The following is a 17,705-nucleotide window of genomic DNA, read 5'->3' on the forward strand; positions in this document are numbered from 1 at the left end:
CGCTGGATGGAACACCCGCTCGGTGACCTGCAGAGATTCAGCTCGCGAGTGTCGCCACATCGTCGATCGCGTAAGTCGCCCAGGCCCGAGCGGTGACGACCCCGGTGGGATCGGTGGCGACCAGAGCTACGTCGGCGACGCTCTCGTGGTCCTTCTCGTACGTAGCGAGCACCGTCACGGAGCAGTTCAGATCTGCTCCCGCGGAAGTTGCGGTGCAACGTCCGCGGAACCGTCGTAGCGACGCCGAGCCGTAACGACGAGCGGCGAAATCGGCAAGGGCAGCAACGGAATCGGTTCCGGTGCCCGCTGTCGGGGCTTCCCGGACGAAGACCTCGGCAACCAGATGCCCGGTCTGGTCGTGGTATTCGGTGATCCGCTCGAGAGTCGAGCCCAGCGGCCTCACGGATCCGGTGAGCAGCGCGCCCGGATCAGGGCGCCCGAAGAACACGACGTCCTGTTCGACGACGGACCCGTCGGGTGCCGAGCGCACGGTGCCGTACAGCGAGTCGAAATCCGAGAGGAGCGTGGTGGACGTACGGGGAGCAGATGCCGTGAAGTGGGCGGTACCGAGGTTGGTAGTCATGACACTCTCCGTTGGACGCGACCGAGACGCTGTCGTCTCGGTGGGTACATCGACGCTAACCACCGCTCTCGTGGGTGACGACAGGCTTCCCGCTGATCGGGAGCATTCTCGGATTCGATCGAAGAGGTGGAACCTGTTCCAGTTTTGTGCAATTCTGGATATCGTATCCGTGACCGGGAGCACATCTCGATGACTGCACGCGCCGAGCAGAAGGAAGACCAGATGACAGACGAGTTCGCTGACCTGCACCGACCGGTATACGGTCCGGACCTGCTCATCACCGCTCTGGAACGCAATCACGACAAGCCTGCGCTGTACCTCGGAGACGTGATCCTCACCGGAGGGCAGATGCGCGATCAGATCAGCTGCTTCGCCCAGGCTCTCGCGTCGCTGGGAATCACTCAGGGCACCAGCACCGCGATGCTGTCGAAGAACCGCCCCGAGGTGCTGATCAGCATGGGCGCGACCATGATCACCGGCTGCCGGGCGAGTGCCCTGAACCCGATGGGATCGCTCGACGACCACAAGTACATCGTCGACGACGCCGAGATCGAGACCCTCATCTTCGATCCCAATGCCTTCGAAGATCGTGCCGCCGAGTTGAAGGCGTCGTCGCCTTCGCTGACCAACGTGCTCTCGATGGGCCCGTCCGAAGTGGGGATCGACATCCTTGCTCTGGCCGCGACATTCGAGTCTGCGCCGCTGAAGGCAGCGCACGTCGATGCCGAAGACGCCAGCAGCATGGTCTACACCGGTGGAACGACCGGCAAGCCCAAAGGTGTTGTGGGATCGTTCCGTTCGGGTGCAGCGCTCAATCAGATCCAGATGTCGGAGTGGCAGTGGCCCGAGGACAACCGCTTTCTCATCTGCACGCCACTCTCACATGCAGGCGCGGCGTTCTTCATCCCGACTTTGCTGCGCGGGGGCGCTCTGATCGTCCTGCCCGCCTTCGAACCGGGGGCCGTGCTCGAGGCGATCGAGAAGCACAAGATCACGGCAACCATGTTGGTGCCCACCATGATCTACATGCTCATGGACCACCCCGATCTGCCCAAGCGTGACGTATCGAGTTTGCAGACGCTGTTCTACGGAGCGTCCGCGATGTCCCCGGCCAGATTGCAAGAGGGCATCAAGAAGTTCGGGCAGATCTTCTTCCAGTTCTACGGTCAGACCGAGTGCGGCATGACAATCTCGGTGCTGCGCAAGGAAGAACACGTCGCCGACGATCCGGCCCGCCTCGCTACCTGTGGGCGGCCCGTGCCATGGCTCGACGTCCGGTTGCTCGACGACGACCTCAACGAGGTGCCGCAGGGAGAGCTCGGTGAGATCTGCGTGCGCGGCCCGCTGATCATGAAGGGCTACTGGAAGAAGCCGGCCGAAACCGCCGAGGCGTTCCGCGGGGGTTGGCTGCACACCGGCGACATCGCACGTAAGGACAAGGACGGGTTCATGTCCATCGTCGATCGCAAGAAGGACATGATCGTGACCGGTGGTTTCAACGTGTTCCCGCGCGAGATCGAAGACGTGATCTCGGCGCACCCGTCCGTCGCATCGGTGGCGGTAGTCGGTGTACCGGACGACAAGTGGGGCGAAGCCGTCAAGGCCTGCGTGGTGCTTCGTGCCGGACTGACCGTGGACACCGAGGAACTGGTCGACAAGGTGAAGGCAGCCAAGGGTTCGGTTCACGCTCCCAAGAGCATCGACTTCGTGGATTCACTCCCGTTGACACCGCTGGGCAAGCTGGACAAGAAGGCACTGCGCGCGCGGTACTGGGAGACCAGCGCCCGCGCAGTCTAGGAACCAGCGTCGTGTAGCGAAGGGTCAGCGTTTCCAGACGTAACGACGCTCCGGGCGGCCCACCACTCCGTATTTCAGCGAGGTGGTGGACCGCCCGGACTCGTAGAGGTACTCGAGGTAGCGCCTCGCGCTCGCGCGCGAGATACCGACTCTCTCGGAAATGTCTGTTGCCGAGGCGGGTTCGGTGTCGTCTCGCAGAGCTGTCTCGACCAACAGAAGAGTCTCGGGACTGAGTCCCTTGGGCAAACCTTTGTGGGACGACGCCCCGGGCGCGCCACCTGCCACACCGAAGGCCTCGTCCACTGCTGTCTGTTCTGCTTCGCCGGAGCTGTCGAGATTCGCGTATGTCGATCGGTAACGCTCGAGACGCTCACGGAGAACCTCGAACGTGAATGGCTTCATCAGGTAATGCACGACGCCGCTGCGCAGCGCCTTCTTGACCGAGCCGGCCTCGCGCTCACTCGTGATGACAAGAACATCCAGCTCCGGTGCCAGCTCGCGAAACGGGGCGATCAGATCGAGTCCGGTGGTGCCCGGCAGGTGGACGTCGAGAAGCACCAGGTCGGGTTGCAACTCACCGACTGCGGCCAGCGCGGCCTCGGCCGAATGGGCAACGCCACACACTTCGAAACCGTCTATCCGCGAGACGAATCCGCTGTGCACCTTCGCCACCATGAAGTCGTCGTCCACCACCAGTACCCGGATCATGCGCCCTCTCCGTCGTGTAGGACTGCGGTGAAGACAGTCCATTCGATGCCCTCTGTCGAACGACTGCTCACGGTGACGTCGCCACCGCGTCGACGACACGTCAGGCGTACCAGTGCCAAGCCGAAACCGTGTCCGTCGCTCGATTGTCCCTTGGTGCTCCAGCCCTGGCCGAAAACCCTGTCGCGATTCTCCGGCGCGATACCGGGGCCGGCGTCCTCGACCCGTACTTCGACGGCGGTGCCACGGCCCCGAATCGACAATCGAACCTTGCGGCGCGACGCTTCCGGCATCTCACCGACAGCGTCGACGGCATTGTCGACGAGGTTTCCGACCACCGTCACGAGGTCTCGGCCGAGTCGGCGATCAACCGAGTCCAGGTGCGTGTCCGAGGTCAGTTCCACGGTGACCAATCCCTGTGCAGCGGCACCTATCTTGGCGATCACGAGTGCGGCAGTGCCGACGTCGGCGATCTTGTCGGTCACGGCCGCACTGACCTGTGCGCGCTCCATGGTCAGGCCCTCGACGTAGCCGACCACCTCGTCGTACTCGCCGAGCTGGATGAGGCCGGAAATGGTGTGCAACTGATTGTCGAACTCGTGGATGTGGGCGCGTAGCGCGTCCGTGCTGGTTTTGGTCACGTCGAGTTCTTCTTCCACGGAGCGCAATTCGGTGCGGTCGCGGAAGGTGGTGACCGACCCGATGGTGCGGCCTTTCGATTCGATCAAGACGGTGTTGAGGACGAGTAGTCGATCTCCGACAAGAACCAACTGATCGGATTCGGTTGTGCCGGAGGTCAGTACACTCTGGAGTCGGTCGTCGAGACCGAGGTCCCGCACAGATCTACCGGCACTCCCGCGTGGGATGTCGAGGAGTTGGTGGGCACTGTCGCTCATCAGCACCACCTTTCCCTGCGCGTCGAATGCGATGACACCTTCCTTGAGGCCACGCAGCATCGCCTCACGTTGGCGAACCAGGTCCAGGATCTCGCCGGCCTCCATGCCGAGGGTCTGCCGTTTGACCCTGCGGGCCAACAGGATCGAACCGACGCCCCCGAGAAGCGAGGCCACGGCGAGGTATACCAGGAGGTTCGGTGCAGATTGCAGCAGTCGCGTCCAGATCGAGGGGTACTCGATGCCGACGATCGCGGTTCCGGTGATCCCTCCTTCACTGCCGAGAATCGGAACGTGCGCTTCCACTGCCTTGCCGGAGGAGGTGTCGACCAAACCCGTCCATGACCGATCCTGTGTCTGACGTGCGTCGATGCCGACATCGCCGGGACGCGTCGAAATGACGACACTGCCGTCGGCGTCGGCAAGCGAGACGTAGGTGACGCCCGAGATGGCGCGCACCGAGTCGACCGAACCTTGTAGTCCGGAGCGGAGACGAGTCTGCGCCTGGGGGAGTAGTTCACGTACCGCTGGATTGGCTGCGAGTGATTCCGCTGCCGAGAGTGCGCGACGTCCCTCCTCGCGTTGGAAACTCGCAGACGACTGAGCGAGAGAGAGGGCGGTGACACACACGAGAACTGCGACGACGATCAGAAGTTGCAGTTCGAGAAGTTGGGTCGCCAGAGTGTGCCGGCGCCGAAACAGGCGCTCACGCAGAGGCGACTTGCGCTCTCGCTCGGCCTGCTCGTTTCCTGAGGACACCAGCCAGACCCTAGCCTTCGGTTCGATGCCGGGAAAGCAGTTGTTCGTGAGCACAATGAGCACAAATCAATTTGCTTTCCCAATGGTGACCCCAGTCACAAAGTGCGTCAGTATGAAACCTGTTCACACAGCGGTACCAGCAGACAGCCAGCAGACAGCCAGCAGACAAGGACAAGGCCATGAGGACATCGAAGCGACTGAGCAGGCATATCGCCCTGCTCGGTGCTTGCGCGATGGCTCTCGTGCTCTCGACCGGATGCACTCCGGTCGAGTCCTTCTTCGCCGGTGGTCGAGCGGGTGAGACTTCCGAAGAACTGCGTGTACTGGTGCCCTCGGTGGCCGGTGGTGGTTACGACCTGACCGCCCGGACCATGGTGCAGGCACTGGCCGACGAAGGGACCGTCGACGCCGACGTCGTTGTTCTGCCCGGATCGGGTGGCATCGTCGGACTCAACCGGTTGGCTCTCGAACGCGGAAATCCCGATCTACTCATGGTCATGGGACTCGGCGTTCTCGGTTCGCTCGAGATACTGCCGTCCGAGCACACCCTTTCCGACGTGACACCGATCGCGAGACTGGTCGACGAACCGGAAGCTGTACTGGTGCCGGCAGATTCGCCGTACAAAACTCTGGCAGATCTGACGCAGGCCTGGGTGGCGGATCCGTCGTCGATCTCGATCGGTGGTGGTTCGAGTGAAGGCGGACCGGACGGGCTGTTCCGCCTTCTGTTCGCACGGGCGGTCGGCGTCGATCCGTCGCTGTCCCCCTACCGAATCTACGACGGCGGCGGAGAACTACTTCCGGCGCTGCTGACCAGGCAGGTCGACGTCGCCGCCACCGGTATCGGGGAGTACCTGGATCAGATTGCGGCAGGCACGGTTCGGGTCCTTGCGGTCAGTTCGCCGGAGCGCACTCCGGCGGTGGATGCACCGACCATGGCGGAGTCGGGCGTCGACGTCACGTTCACCAACTGGCGGGGTCTCATGGCGCCCCCCGGATTGACGGACGACCAGCGTCAGCATTTACAGAATTTAGTGCGGGATCTGGCGGCAAGTCCACGGTGGAGCGAGCTGTCCGACCGAAATGGTTGGAACAGCGCAGTTCTCACCGAACCCGAGTTCTCTGTCTTCCTCGCCGAACAATCCCGGTTCGTCGACGCGACACTCGATCCGCCCGGCACCAACTGAGCACAACCGAAGTTTCGTTTCACCTCCACGAAGGTCACCGGCTCGATTTGCCGTGCCGTTTTTCTCGGCAACTCAGCACAAAAGGAGTTCATCATGCTCGTCACACTCGGCTTCCTCATGGTTGCGGTGTTCATGTTCCTGATCCTCACCAAACGCGCGACCCCGGTGGTGGGACTGACCCTGGTGCCGGTGGCCTTCGGACTACTCGCCGGAGCGGGCCTCGGCATCGGCGACATGATCACCGACGGCATCAAGTCGCTCGCACCCACCGCGGCGCTGTTGTTCTTCGCGATCATCTTCTTCGGAATCATGATCGACGTCGGCCTCTTCGATCCGCTGGTCAAACTCATCTTGCGGATGGTGCGAGACGATCCGATGCGGCTCGTGGTCGGCACCGCGGTGCTCGCGATGGTGGTCTCGCTGGACGGAGACGGTTCGACGACCTTCATCATCGTGACCTCCGCGCTGCTGCCGCTCTACCTCAAACTCGGTGTCAGTCCCGTTGTACTGACGGTGATCGCCGGCTTGTCCAACGCGACGATGAACATCATTCCGTGGGGTGGCCCGACCGTGCGGGCGGCTAGCGCGCTGGGACTCTCGCCCTCCGACGTGTTCGTCCCGATGGTGCCGTCGTTGATCGTCGGCCTGATCATGGTGCTCGGATTCGCGATTCACCTCGGGATCATGGAGCGTCGCAGGATCGGGACTTTGGTCCTGACTTCTGAGCGCATCCTCGAAAAGGTCGGAAACGGTGGAAGTTCCAGCACCGGTAGCGCCGGCACCGGCGGCTCGAACGACTCCGAAGACGACGGCGGCGACACCGGACGATTCATCGACGGCCTCGACCCCAAGCGGGACACCTTGCGACCGAAGCTGCTCTGGTTCAACGCCGCGCTGACGACGATCCTTCTCGTCGTGCTCGTGATGGACATCCTGCCCATCCCGGTGCTGTTCATGATTGCGTCGTCGATCGCTCTCGCGGTCAACTTCCCGGCGGTCAAGGATCAGGGCGAAGCAATCGCACGCCATTCGTCGAGCATCGTCTCCGTTGTCGCGATGGTCCTGGCAGCAGCGGTGCTGACCGGCGTTTTCCAGGGAACCGGCATGGTCGAGGCGATGGCAGAGTGGCTGCTCCAGGTCATTCCCGACGCGATGGGCCCGCATCTGGCCGTCATCACGGGCGTCCTGAGCATTCCGCTCACGTTCTTCATGACCAACGACGCGTTCTACTTCGGTGTGCTGCCGGTGCTGTCCGAGACGGCAGCCCAGTACGGCATCGAGCCGGTGGAGATGGCGCGCGCTTCGATCACCGGGCAGGCCGTGCACATGCAGAGTCCGCTGGTCCCGGCGATCCTGCTGCTGGTCACGCTCGCCGGTGTTTCTCTGGCGGATCACCACAAGAAGGTCCTGTGGCGAGCAGGCCTGATCTCGATCACGATGCTCGTGGTCGGTGTCGGATTGGGGCAGATCCCCTTCTGAGTGCGATCAGTTGTGGAAGGGGCACCGGCCTTGGTCGGTGCCCTTCTTCTTTTTTGTCACGAAGTTGGGCCGGATGTCGAGATCGGGCTCGTCGTACAGGCGGTGGAACGTCGGCGTGAGCGAGCTGGACATGGGCGGGTTCACCCATGACCAGTCGGTCGGGCACTTGCGCCCGGCCTTGTCCTCACGCGCGATGTGATCGATGAATTGCTTTGCGACAGTGTGATGGTCGACCATGATGACGCCGGCCTTGCGGTAGCTGTGGATAACTGCACGGTTCAGTTCGACCAGTGCACGGTCCTTCCAGAGCGTGCGGTCGTGGCTCATGTCGAGCTCCATCATCGCCCCGATGGTCGGCAACATGTTGTAGCGATCGGTGTCGCTGAAGTTGCGTGCACCGACCTCGGTGCTGACGTACCAACCGCTGAACGGGGTGCAGGGATAAACGATTCCGCCGATGTCGAGGTTCATGTCCGAGACCGCGGGAACGGCATGCCATTTAAGCCCCAGATCAGCGAACCAGCTGTATTCGGGATGCTCGATCTCGACCTCGAGAACGAGGTCGGTCGGGACGTCGAAGTACTGCAGGGGTTCGTCGGGAACCGAAATCAGCACGGGGAGAACGTCGAACGCCGTACCGGCGCCCTTCCATCCCATCGCGGTGACCTGAGCGGTGAGATCGACGTGCCACGGGTCGCCCAGGATGGTGCCGTCCGGTTGCCGGTAGCCGGCGTAGCGGATCAGTTGCGGGCTGAGGATGCGGTACTCCTGGCCGTCCTCGCGGGGAAGCGGCCCGACCGTCACGACGGACTGCAGAGCGCCGCCGTTGGTCGACAGTCGCAGGTGCTCCCAGCACGCTTCTGCGAGAGCGGAAGCCGTGACGGCGTCGCGCGCGTCGATGAGTTTGAGGGTCCGCCAATGCGCGCGACCGACGCACCTGGCGTGGTTTCGCCAGGCGAGTTTGGCGCCAACGAGCAATTCCTCCGCTGTGTGCGTGTAGGTACCGGTCCGGTGGAGCTCACGCAAGGCCTCGCGCCGCCGAGACGTCGGGAGGTGGCCCAGTTCCGGAGAGTCGAAAAATTCGACGCACTCGAGTTCCCGACGTTGAAGCTCGGTCAGCGTCGGGGTGGTGGAGGCGATCTGGGACGTAAGCCCGCTATCGGTGGGCAATTCGTCCTGTCGAACAAAATCCACGGCACGACTCCTGTTTGGCTGGTTGAGATTTCGCTGAACGTTAGCTCGGCGATTGAGAGTGTCGAAGCTCTTGTTTATCTTGCACGCAAGAATAAGAAAGGGACGGTCACACCGCGAAATGGGGTCGCATTGTGACACTTGTCCAGAATGATTTACGAGTCAGACATTTGTGACATAAGCTGCAGACGAAATTCCGCGGCGGGTCTTGCCGCGTCTAGTCGGGACGAGGATGAGCGTGGATTCGCAAGCAATCTCTCTGGTCCGGTCGAGCTTCAAATCCGTCGCTGCGGTAGAAGATGGTCCGGAACGGCTCGCCCGTACCTTCTATTCGATCCTGTTCGCTCGATCGCCCGAAACCCGGGAGTTCTTTCCGGCAGCGATGGATGTGCAGCGGGACCGGCTTGTCGGCGCTATCGCTCACGTCGTCGAACGCCTCGACGAGTCCGACGCGATACTCGAGTACCTCGCGCAGCTCGGCCGCGATCACCGCAAGTACGGCGTCACGGACGAGCATTACACGGCAGTCGGCAATGCCCTGATCGAAGCACTCGAGACTTTCGGTGGCGCCGAAATGTGGACAGACGAGGTCGACAGCGCATGGCGCAACGCGCTCGCGATCATCTCGGCAGCGATGATGGACGCCGCCAACGCGGAGGACGGCCCGCCCGCCTGGAGTGCCACCGTCATCGAATGCCGCCCGGTCATCAAGGGCGTCGCCGTCGTCAAGCTGCAACTAGACCAGACTATGCAATACCGCGCCGGTCAGTACGTCAGCGTGCAGGTCGCCGCGAGGCCGCGGATGTGGCGCTACCTCTCACCGGCCACGCCGTACGACGGGACTGGAGTCCTCGAGTTCCACGTTCGTCAGGTCACCGGCGGGTGGGTCAGCCCGGTCATGGTGAACCAAACCGCTGTCGGTGACACCTGGGTGGTCGGTTCGCCCATCGGCGCCCTGGGGATTCCGGAGAACTCCAAGGACCTTTTGATGATCGCGTCGGGAACAGGTGTCGCGCCTCTTCGCGCTCAGATCCTCGAACTGATCCGACGCGGCAACACTCGCAAGGTCCAACTGTTCTACTCCGGACAGCATCCGTGCGATCTCTACGACCTTCCGCATCTGTGGAAGCTGGCCGAGAAGCACCCGTGGCTCACGATCATCCCGGTCTCGGAAGAAGACGAGAATCCGTGGTGGCACACCGAGCCGGAACCGCTGCCGCCGATCGGCATGGCAAGGCGCATCGTCGGCAAGGTCGGAAAGGTCGTGACCTCGTTCGGGGACTGGGCGGGCTACGACATCCAGGTCGTCGGCAGCGAATCCATGGTCAACAGCACCAAATTCAGGCTTCGCGCGGTGGGCATCGACGTCGACACCGTTCGCAATGATCCGACGTACTGACCGTCAGTACGGATCGAACTGAATGACCTCGGCCGGCGTTCCGGCCTCGATCAATCGATCACGCGTCGATCGAACCATGGCCGCTGATCCGCACACCAAGACCTGATGTTCGGTGAACGCACCGTACGACGCGACGACGTCGGCGAGCGTGCCTTCGATGAGATGATCGTCGCCGAATCCGATGTCGACGTTCAAACGGTCGAACCACCCGTCGGGCGGGCCGCCGTCGGAGAGATCTTCGACGACGGGAATGGGCTGCAACCACGGAAACTGATCGGCGAGTAGCCACAACATGTCCGCCGCATAGAGATCGCGAAGCGTTCGGCCGCCGAAGAAGAGGTACACCTGCGGCGGGTTCGGGGTCTGAGCCAGATCGAGAATGATCGACCGGAGTGGGGCCAAGCCGGTTCCGCCCGCGACCATGATGACGGTGGGGCCGTTCTCGTCGACGGACAGGCTGCCGCGCGGGTCGAGGATCTGCCAGACGTCACCGGGTTGGGTGTCCTTGACTATCGAACCGCTGACCCAACCGCCGGGAACCGTCTTGACGTGAAACTCCAACTTCCCGTCGTGTGAGGGAGGCAGGGCGGGGGAGAGTCGGCGGAGCAACCGCGAATTCTGCGGGACGCTGACATCGACGTACTGGCCGGGGCGGAAGGGGACGACATCGCCGACCAAGCGGACAACCGCCAGATCCTCACGGAGACGGTGATGTTCGACGACTGTGCTCGACCAGGTTCGCTGGGCCATGAAAGTTCTCCTGTAGTCAGTAGAGCGGGTCGTGCCGGATCTGGTCGAGCGGAGTTCCGCCGGCACGCAAGGCGTAGACGGTGGTCTTGATCATCGACGGTGACCCCGAGATCTGCACCTGACGGTCGGCCCACGAGCCGAACTGCGAGACCACTTTTCCGATCGGTCCGATCAGTCGGCTGTGCATTCCGAAGGGTGGCTCCAACACCGGTCCGTTGTGCCACCAAGGGTTTTCGGGTTCTTCGGACACCGGTACGACGGTCAACCACGGATTACTGAGCGAGATGTGCCAGAGCGTTTCGAGGTCGTAGAGGTCGCACGGATACCGGCCGCCGACGAACAGGTGCACGCGCGGATTGTGCGCACGTTGGGACATTTCCATCACCTGTGCCCGCAGTGGGGCGATGCCGGTGCCGGATCCGATCATGAGAACGTCACGGTCGCTGGTGAAGTCGACCTCGAGACCGCCGAGGGGAGTGGACATGACCCAGCGGTCACCGACGTTGGTCTCGCTGACGATCGCGGGGCTGACCCATCCTCCCGACACCTTGCGGATGTGGAACTCGAGCTGACCGAAAGGGTTGGTCGGAATCGCCGGTGAGTAGTACCGCCACATTTTCGGGCGCTGGGGAATCTGAACGCCGACGTACTGTCCCGCCCCGTACGGAATGGGGGGGTCGGCTTCGAGGCGCACTATCGCCAGATCGTCGAGGACTCGTTCGTGGCTGACCACGGTTGCGCCCCAGAGCGCCGGGGTCGTATCGGATTCGGCGCCGTCGGCCATCGTGCTCACGACGAGGTCGGTGAACTGAGACCAGGCGTCCTCCAGTTCCTGCGTCCACTTGTAGCGACTGTGCGCGCTGGTTCCGTACATCGACCGAACCGCGCGCTCGAGTGCAACACCGGCAGCCTCGTAGTGCTCACGCTCGACGCCGTAGCGGCGATGATCGCGGCCGAGTTGGGTGAGGAACTTCCGGATCCGGCGATGCTGGGGAAGGTTCTTGACGACGAACTCGATCGCTCTGAAGAAACGGTGCCCCTGCGATTCCATCCCGGCCGGGAACAATGAGCGGTACAGAGGATGTTCCGCAAAGAGGCCGGTGTAGAACACTGCCGAGAAGTGCGCACGGCTCTCTTCGTCGTCGGTCAGAGAATCGAGGCTGGATTGCAGACGGGCGATCACTGTCGGATCCAATCCATCCCCCTTTCACACCAGCTGCAACTCTCGCCACAATTCTAGTACGGCTCAAAATGTGACCTACGAAACCAACTCGGCCTGGCGAAAACAAACTTGAGCGGAATAGACTCAAGTTTGTCCGCGTTGAGCATATTGACACAGTCGCAATACCAACCGGTCGCGGCTCTTCCCGTTCGACTTCGCCAGAAAGGTGACAAGTGGACTCGTTCACACCAACAACCAAGACCCAGGCTGCGATGACGGCTGCACTGCAGTCGGCGTCGTCGGCGGGTAATCCCGATATCCGGCCTGCCCATCTGCTGGTCGCATTGCTCGACCAGACCGACGGCATCGCTGCCCCACTACTCAAAGCTGTAGGCGTCGACCCCACGGTCGTACACCGTGAAGCACAGGCAATCGTCGATCGCCTGCCCAAGACAACCGGCGCAAGCTCCACCCCGCAACTCGGGCGTGAGGGACTCGCGGCACTCACTGCTGCTCAGCACCTCGCCACCGAGATGGACGACGAGTACGTCTCCACCGAGCACGTCCTCTACGGACTGGCCGGCGGCGACTCCGACGTCGCGCAGTTGCTCGTACGTCATGGCGCTACCCAGGACGCATTGCGTGAAGCCTTCACCACCGTCCGCGGCAGCGCTCGCGTCACCAGCCCGGAGCCCGAAGGCACCTACCAAGCGCTGGAAAAGTACTCCACCGACCTCACCGAAGCTGCACGTAGCGGCAAGCTCGATCCGGTAATCGGTCGCGACACCGAGATTCGCCGTGTCGTGCAGGTGCTCTCGCGTCGTACCAAGAACAACCCGGTACTCATCGGTGAGCCCGGCGTCGGCAAGACCGCGATTGTGGAGGGCCTTGCCCAACGCATCGTCGCGGGTGACGTCCCGGAATCGCTTCGAGGCAAGACCGTCGTGTCCCTGGACCTCGGGTCCATGGTCGCCGGTGCCAAGTTCCGCGGTGAATTCGAGGAACGCCTCAAGGCAGTTCTCGACGACATCAAGAACAGTGCCGGACAGGTCATCACCTTCATCGACGAGTTGCACACCATCGTCGGCGCCGGAGCCACCGGTGAATCCGCGATGGACGCAGGCAACATGATCAAGCCGATGCTCGCCCGCGGTGAGCTGCGGCTGGTCGGTGCCACCACGCTCGAGGAGTACCGCAAGTACATCGAGAAGGATGCAGCACTCGAGCGTCGTTTCCAGCAGGTGCTCGTCGGTGAGCCCTCGGTCGAGGACACCATCGGCATCCTGCGCGGTCTCAAGGAGCGCTACGAGGTTCACCACGGCGTACGCATCACCGACTCCGCGTTGGTGGCTGCTGCCGCGCTGTCGGACCGGTACATCACCTCGCGGTTCCTGCCGGACAAGGCCATCGACCTCGTGGACGAAGCCGCATCGCGACTTCGTATGGAGATCGACTCGCGACCCGTCGAGATCGACGAGGTGGAACGCACTGTTCGCCGACTCGAAATCGAAGAAGTGGCACTCGAGAAGGAGACAGACGACGCGTCCAAGGCTCGGCTCGAGAAGCTGCGTCAGGAACTCGCCGACGACCGCGAAAAGCTCAATCAGCTCAGCACCCGCTGGCAGAACGAAAAGCAGGCCATCGACTCGGTGCGCGTGATGAAGGAACAGCTCGAAACCCTGCGAGGAGAGTCCGAGCGCGCTGAGCGTGACGGCGATCTGGGCAAGGCAGCCGAGTTGCGCTACGGCCGCATCCCGGCGCTGGAGAAGGAACTGGAAGAGGCAGCAGTCGCTTCCGGAGCCGCCTCCGACGGTGACGTGATGCTCAAGGAAGAGGTCGGGCCGGACGACGTCGCAGACGTGGTCGCAGCCTGGACCGGCATTCCGGCCGGCCGGATGATGGAAGGCGAGACCGAGAAACTGCTCCGCATGGAGTCCGAACTCGGCAAGCGCGTCGTCGGCCAGACCGACGCCGTCGTCGCCGTCTCGGATGCGGTTCGCCGCGCCCGAGCAGGTGTCGCCGACCCCAATCGGCCCACCGGTTCCTTCCTGTTCCTCGGCCCGACCGGCGTCGGTAAGACGGAGCTCGCCAAAGCCTTGGCGGACTTCCTCTTCGACGACGAGCGCGCGATGATCCGTATCGACATGAGCGAATACGGTGAGAAGCACTCGGTGGCCCGACTCGTCGGTGCCCCTCCGGGCTACGTCGGCTACGAAGCCGGCGGCCAGCTCACCGAAGCAGTTCGGCGACGCCCGTACTCGGTGGTCCTCTTCGACGAGGTCGAGAAGGCACACCCCGACGTGTTCGACGTCCTGCTTGCAGTGCTCGACGAAGGCCGTCTCACCGACGGTCAAGGCCGCACGGTGGACTTCCGCAACACCATCCTGATCCTGACCTCCAACCTGGGATCCGGTGGCACGCGGGAGCAGGTCATGGACGCGGTACGCCACGCGTTCAAGCCGGAGTTCATCAATCGTCTCGACGACGTGGTCGTTTTCGACTCGCTCTCCGAAGAGCAGTTGGAACACATCGTGGACATCCAGCTCGAGCAGTTGCAGAAGCGTCTGGCTGCGCGTCGTCTCACCCTCGAGGTGAACGGTGCAGCTCGGATGTGGCTCGCGGTGCGCGGCTACGACCCGCTGTACGGCGCTCGGCCATTGCGTCGACTCGTTCAGCAGTCGATCGGCGACCAGCTCGCCAAGCTGCTCCTGGCCGGCAAGGTCCAGGACGGCGACACCGTGCACGTCGGTGTCAGTGAGGACGCGGATCAGTTGGTTCTGTCCTGATTCGGTAAGTGGAATGCCCCGTCGATCCAAGTGGATCGGCGGGGCATTCGCATTTTGTTCTACCCTGGATGGCTGGATGCTCGAACTGGGGATGTCTGCACCCGCGCCTCTCCGAACGACTTCGACGCTCTTTCGTCCCAACCGAAGGTGAGCCAGGCATGACCGATCAGAACGATCCGCGTAACTCGGGTGGGCCGCGCCGTGAGGATCCCGAGGCCACCGAGGTGTGGGGGCGTACGCCCGACCAGCCGACAGAGCAGTACGGGACGGTGTCCGGCCAGAATCCGAACCAGCCGACGGAGTACTTCGGTCAGCAGTCGGGGGCGGGGCAGTTTCCGGGGGCGCAGCAGTATCCCTACGGTGGCCCGGATCAGAACACGGAGTACTTGGGGCAGCAGGGACAGCAGCCGAATCCCACGCAGGCCTTCCCCGCCTACAACCCGCAGTTCGATCCGCAGGCCCCGCCGCCGGGTGCGACGCAGGCATATCCGCCGTACACGGCCCAGCAGTACGGGAACCCGGATCAGTACGGGAATACACAGCAGTACGGAAACACACAGCAGTATCCGGTTGCCGGTGGTGGCGGGGGAGTTCCGCCGGAACAGCCGTTCATCGAAGACGGGTCGTCGGGCGGCGGCAAGAAGCGCAAGCTCGCGACGTGGGTGGCTGCCGGCGTGGTCGGGATCCTGGTCGCCGTGATCGCGATCGTCGCGTTCTCGGCGTTCGGTTCGAACGACAAGGGAACCCAGACCGCTTTCGTTCCGCCGACCACCACGACGCAGGCGCCGACCACCACACCGCCGAAGGCCAGCACCACGGCGCCGACTCCGACGACGGATTCCCCGCTCAGCCAGCTCCCGGGCGGGCTCGGCGAAGTCATCGGCGACGCCGGGGGAGCCGTCGGCACCGTCAAGTCGAACGACGGCGGCACGTTGGTCATCGATTCGATCGGTGGATCGCAGGTGACGGTTCTGACCACAGCCGACACCACCCTCATCGCGCTCAACCGCGCCACGATCGCCGATCTGCAACCGGGAGACAACATCGTCGTCGACGGAACTCCGGTGGAGAACGGCACGATGACCGCCAACACGATTCTGAGTACGTCGTTGCCGAAGTTCGGCAACTGAGTCGTTCACGACACATCAGGCGAGTCCACCAGGGTGTCGCGGGAGGTTGAGGCCGCGAGTCGCTACCCTGGAGGGTGATGACTGGAATGTGGTTCGGACTGGCAGCAATTGCACTCGCAGGCGCGGGTGCGCTCCTGTACGTCGACAGGACGAGGCGAGATCAATCCGGGCGAGTGCGTCAGATCTGGGCCAAGGCGCAGGGATACACGTACACGGCCACTGACGATCAGCTCGCAGGCGAATGGCATCGCGCGGTCATGGCGAAGCAGGACTACCTCACTGCCACCGACGTCGTCCGCGGCCGTCGTCGCGGAGAGCAGTTCGTGCTGTTCGACCTGGAAGAGACCGCAACCATCGTCGCCGTTCGCCGCGAGATCGGGTCGGACGTCGACATCGATCTTCGGTTGAAATCGACGGCTCCGCCCAAGGACGGCGACCTGAACCTGCTGGGTGCGATCGGTTCACGAGTCGTCTTCGCGACCGATCTCGAGATCGCACGTCGTGTCTGTGATCAGCGCATGGTGGCGTTCACCGAATCGGTTCCGCCGTCGATCAGCATGCTGTGGAGCGAAGGGCAGTGGACGCTCGGTTCGCTTCCGGTGACCAGTAACGGCCGGGATTGGGACGCTGCAATCGAGTCGGTTGCGCGCCTGTCCGGCATTCTGCATGTCCTGCCTCCCGTCACCGATCCCAACGAACTCGAGGTCGATCACGATCCGAGCCGCCCGCGGCCGGGCGCCGAGAAGTCTCGCCCAACTCCGGATCCGGTAGAACAGCCCCGTTCGCGTCAAGAGCAGCCGCCCCGTGAAGCTCCGCCGCGTGAATTTGCCCCGCGTGAGTCCGCACCGCGTGAGCCTGCACCGCGGGAATCTGCGCCACGTCCGGATCAATCGCTGCGCAAGCCCGAGGCGGCTGACAAGCCGGCTCAGCGTCCGGCGTCCCAGCGCTCGGGCACAATACGCCCGGTCGACTGACCTTTAAGGTTCCCGTCCCGCCGCGATAACCACTAGCGTGGCCGGTATGTCGACTTCCCACTCGGATCGCCCTGTGCGTCCCGTTGCCCTGGTGACCGGACCTACCTCTGGTCTCGGCGCCGGTTTCGCCAAGAAATACGCCTCCCTCGGATACGACCTGGTTCTCGTCGCACGTGACGAGGTCAGATTGCACGACCTCGCGTCCGAGTTGAAGACGATGTTCGGCACCGAGTCGGAGATTCTGGTTGCCGATCTCGCATCGGAGGCTGGACGCGATAACGTCGCGCTTCGTCTGGAGAAGGGCGTCGAGGTGTTGGTGAACAACGCCGGATTCGGTACCTCCGGCGAGTTCTGGACTGCAGATCCGGCGCTTCTTCAGTCTCAACTCGACGTCAACGTCACCGCCGTGATGCGGCTGACCCGTGCGGCGCTGCCCAGCATGATCGCGTCGGCGCACGGAACGATTGTCAATGTGGCGAGCGTCGCGGGCCTGCTGTCCGGACGGGGTTCGACGTATTCGGCAAGCAAGGCCTATGTCATTTCGTTCACCGAAGGGCTTTCCGGCGGGTTGGCCGGGACGGGAGTGCGCGTTCAGGCGCTGTGCCCGGGCTTCATCCGCACCGAGTTCCACGAGCGTGCGGGCATCGAGATGTCCACGATCCCCAAGCCGATGTGGTTGAGCGTCGACCAGGTGGTTGCGGCGTCGATGAAGGATCTCGGTGACGACAAGGTCATCAGCATTCCGGGAATTCAGTACAAGGTCCTCACGACGGCTGGGCGTCTGGTTCCCAAGGGGCTGGTTCGCCGGTTGACCAACATCGTCGGACGAGGCCGCGGGCGAACGTAGCCCAGAGGCAGCAGTCGAACGTAGCCCAGAGGCAGAAGCCGAACATAAGCCAGTGGTCGGTAG

Annotated in this window: 14 protein-coding genes; 8 read left to right on the forward strand and 6 right to left on the reverse strand. The window is 63.2% G+C overall.

What is annotated here, in order from left to right; all coding sequences use genetic code 11:
* Window positions 1-37 precede the first annotated feature (37 nt).
* Window positions 38-583 carry a hypothetical protein gene (locus ABX74_RS09180; RefSeq protein ID WP_020968793.1) on the reverse strand — a complete coding sequence of 182 codons (546 nt, stop codon included), beginning with the start codon at window positions 581-583 and terminating at the stop codon, window positions 38-40.
* A gap of 222 nt (window positions 584-805) precedes the next feature.
* On the opposite strand from ABX74_RS09180, the gene ABX74_RS09185 reads away from it, so the two are divergent.
* Complete coding sequence (locus ABX74_RS09185; RefSeq protein ID WP_047888742.1) at window positions 806-2,380, forward strand: AMP-binding protein; 1,575 nt, start codon at window positions 806-808, stop codon at window positions 2,378-2,380.
* A gap of 24 nt (window positions 2,381-2,404) precedes the next feature.
* Here ABX74_RS09185 and ABX74_RS09190 read toward each other — a convergent pair whose 3' ends face one another.
* Window positions 2,405-3,088 carry a response regulator gene (locus tag ABX74_RS09190; RefSeq protein ID WP_042951073.1) on the reverse strand — a complete coding sequence of 228 codons (684 nt, stop codon included), beginning with the start codon at window positions 3,086-3,088 and terminating at the stop codon, window positions 2,405-2,407.
* A complete protein-coding gene (locus tag ABX74_RS09195) occupies window positions 3,085-4,737 on the reverse strand; it encodes a sensor histidine kinase (protein ID WP_223257867.1) in 1,653 nt (550 codons plus the stop codon). Before ABX74_RS09195 ends, ABX74_RS09190 begins: the two co-directional genes overlap by 4 nt.
* Window positions 4,738-4,916: 179 nt before the next feature.
* Between ABX74_RS09195 and ABX74_RS09200 the strand changes: the two genes are divergently transcribed.
* Together ABX74_RS09200 and ABX74_RS09205 are read left to right on the forward strand one after the other, a co-directional pair.
* Window positions 4,917-5,924 (forward strand): Bug family tripartite tricarboxylate transporter substrate binding protein, encoded by a 1,008-nt coding sequence (locus ABX74_RS09200; RefSeq protein WP_223257868.1) that lies wholly within the window; start codon window positions 4,917-4,919, stop codon window positions 5,922-5,924.
* Window positions 5,925-6,017: 93 nt separating this feature from the next.
* Window positions 6,018-7,403, forward strand: coding sequence for a CitMHS family transporter (locus ABX74_RS09205; protein ID WP_003944372.1), 1,386 nt, complete (start codon window positions 6,018-6,020; stop codon window positions 7,401-7,403).
* Window positions 7,404-7,409: 6 nt separating this feature from the next.
* Here the strand turns inward: ABX74_RS09205 and ABX74_RS09210 are convergent, their stop codons facing one another.
* Window positions 7,410-8,597, reverse strand: a complete 1,188-nt coding sequence (locus ABX74_RS09210) for a nitric oxide synthase oxygenase (RefSeq protein ID WP_020906627.1) — start codon at window positions 8,595-8,597, stop codon at window positions 7,410-7,412.
* A 235-nt stretch (window positions 8,598-8,832) separates the two neighbouring features.
* Here ABX74_RS09210 and ABX74_RS09215 point away from each other — a divergent pair, with 235 nt between their 5' ends.
* Window positions 8,833-9,993: a globin domain-containing protein gene (locus ABX74_RS09215; protein WP_047888744.1), complete on the forward strand. Its 1,161-nt coding sequence runs from the start codon at window positions 8,833-8,835 to the stop codon at window positions 9,991-9,993.
* A 3-nt stretch (window positions 9,994-9,996) separates the two neighbouring features.
* On the opposite strand, the gene ABX74_RS09220 is transcribed toward ABX74_RS09215, so the two are convergent.
* A complete protein-coding gene (locus tag ABX74_RS09220; RefSeq protein ID WP_047888707.1) occupies window positions 9,997-10,743 on the reverse strand; it encodes an FAD-binding oxidoreductase in 747 nt (248 codons plus the stop codon).
* Between the two features lie 16 nt (window positions 10,744-10,759).
* Window positions 10,760-11,938: an FAD-binding oxidoreductase gene (locus tag ABX74_RS09225; RefSeq protein WP_020968799.1), complete on the reverse strand. Its 1,179-nt coding sequence runs from the start codon at window positions 11,936-11,938 to the stop codon at window positions 10,760-10,762.
* A gap of 200 nt (window positions 11,939-12,138) precedes the next feature.
* On the opposite strand from ABX74_RS09225, the gene clpB reads away from it, so the two are divergent.
* From clpB to ABX74_RS09245, 4 genes are all read left to right on the forward strand, one after another.
* Window positions 12,139-14,691: an ATP-dependent chaperone ClpB gene (gene clpB / locus ABX74_RS09230; protein ID WP_047888708.1), complete on the forward strand. Its 2,553-nt coding sequence runs from the start codon at window positions 12,139-12,141 to the stop codon at window positions 14,689-14,691.
* Window positions 14,692-14,849: 158 nt separating this feature from the next.
* Entirely contained in the window at window positions 14,850-15,821 is a 972-nt protein-coding gene (locus tag ABX74_RS09235) for a hypothetical protein (RefSeq protein WP_047888709.1), read from the forward strand.
* A gap of 86 nt (window positions 15,822-15,907) precedes the next feature.
* Window positions 15,908-16,795 carry a hypothetical protein gene (locus tag ABX74_RS09240; protein WP_020968800.1) on the forward strand — a complete coding sequence of 296 codons (888 nt, stop codon included), beginning with the start codon at window positions 15,908-15,910 and terminating at the stop codon, window positions 16,793-16,795.
* A gap of 46 nt (window positions 16,796-16,841) precedes the next feature.
* A complete protein-coding gene (locus ABX74_RS09245) occupies window positions 16,842-17,642 on the forward strand; it encodes an SDR family NAD(P)-dependent oxidoreductase (RefSeq protein WP_024487417.1) in 801 nt (266 codons plus the stop codon).
* Window positions 17,643-17,705 lie beyond the last annotated feature (63 nt).

The organism is Rhodococcus sp. ARP2 (assembly GCF_001029585.1).
GTDB classification, from domain to species: domain Bacteria; phylum Actinomycetota; class Actinomycetes; order Mycobacteriales; family Mycobacteriaceae; genus Rhodococcus_F; species Rhodococcus_F erythropolis.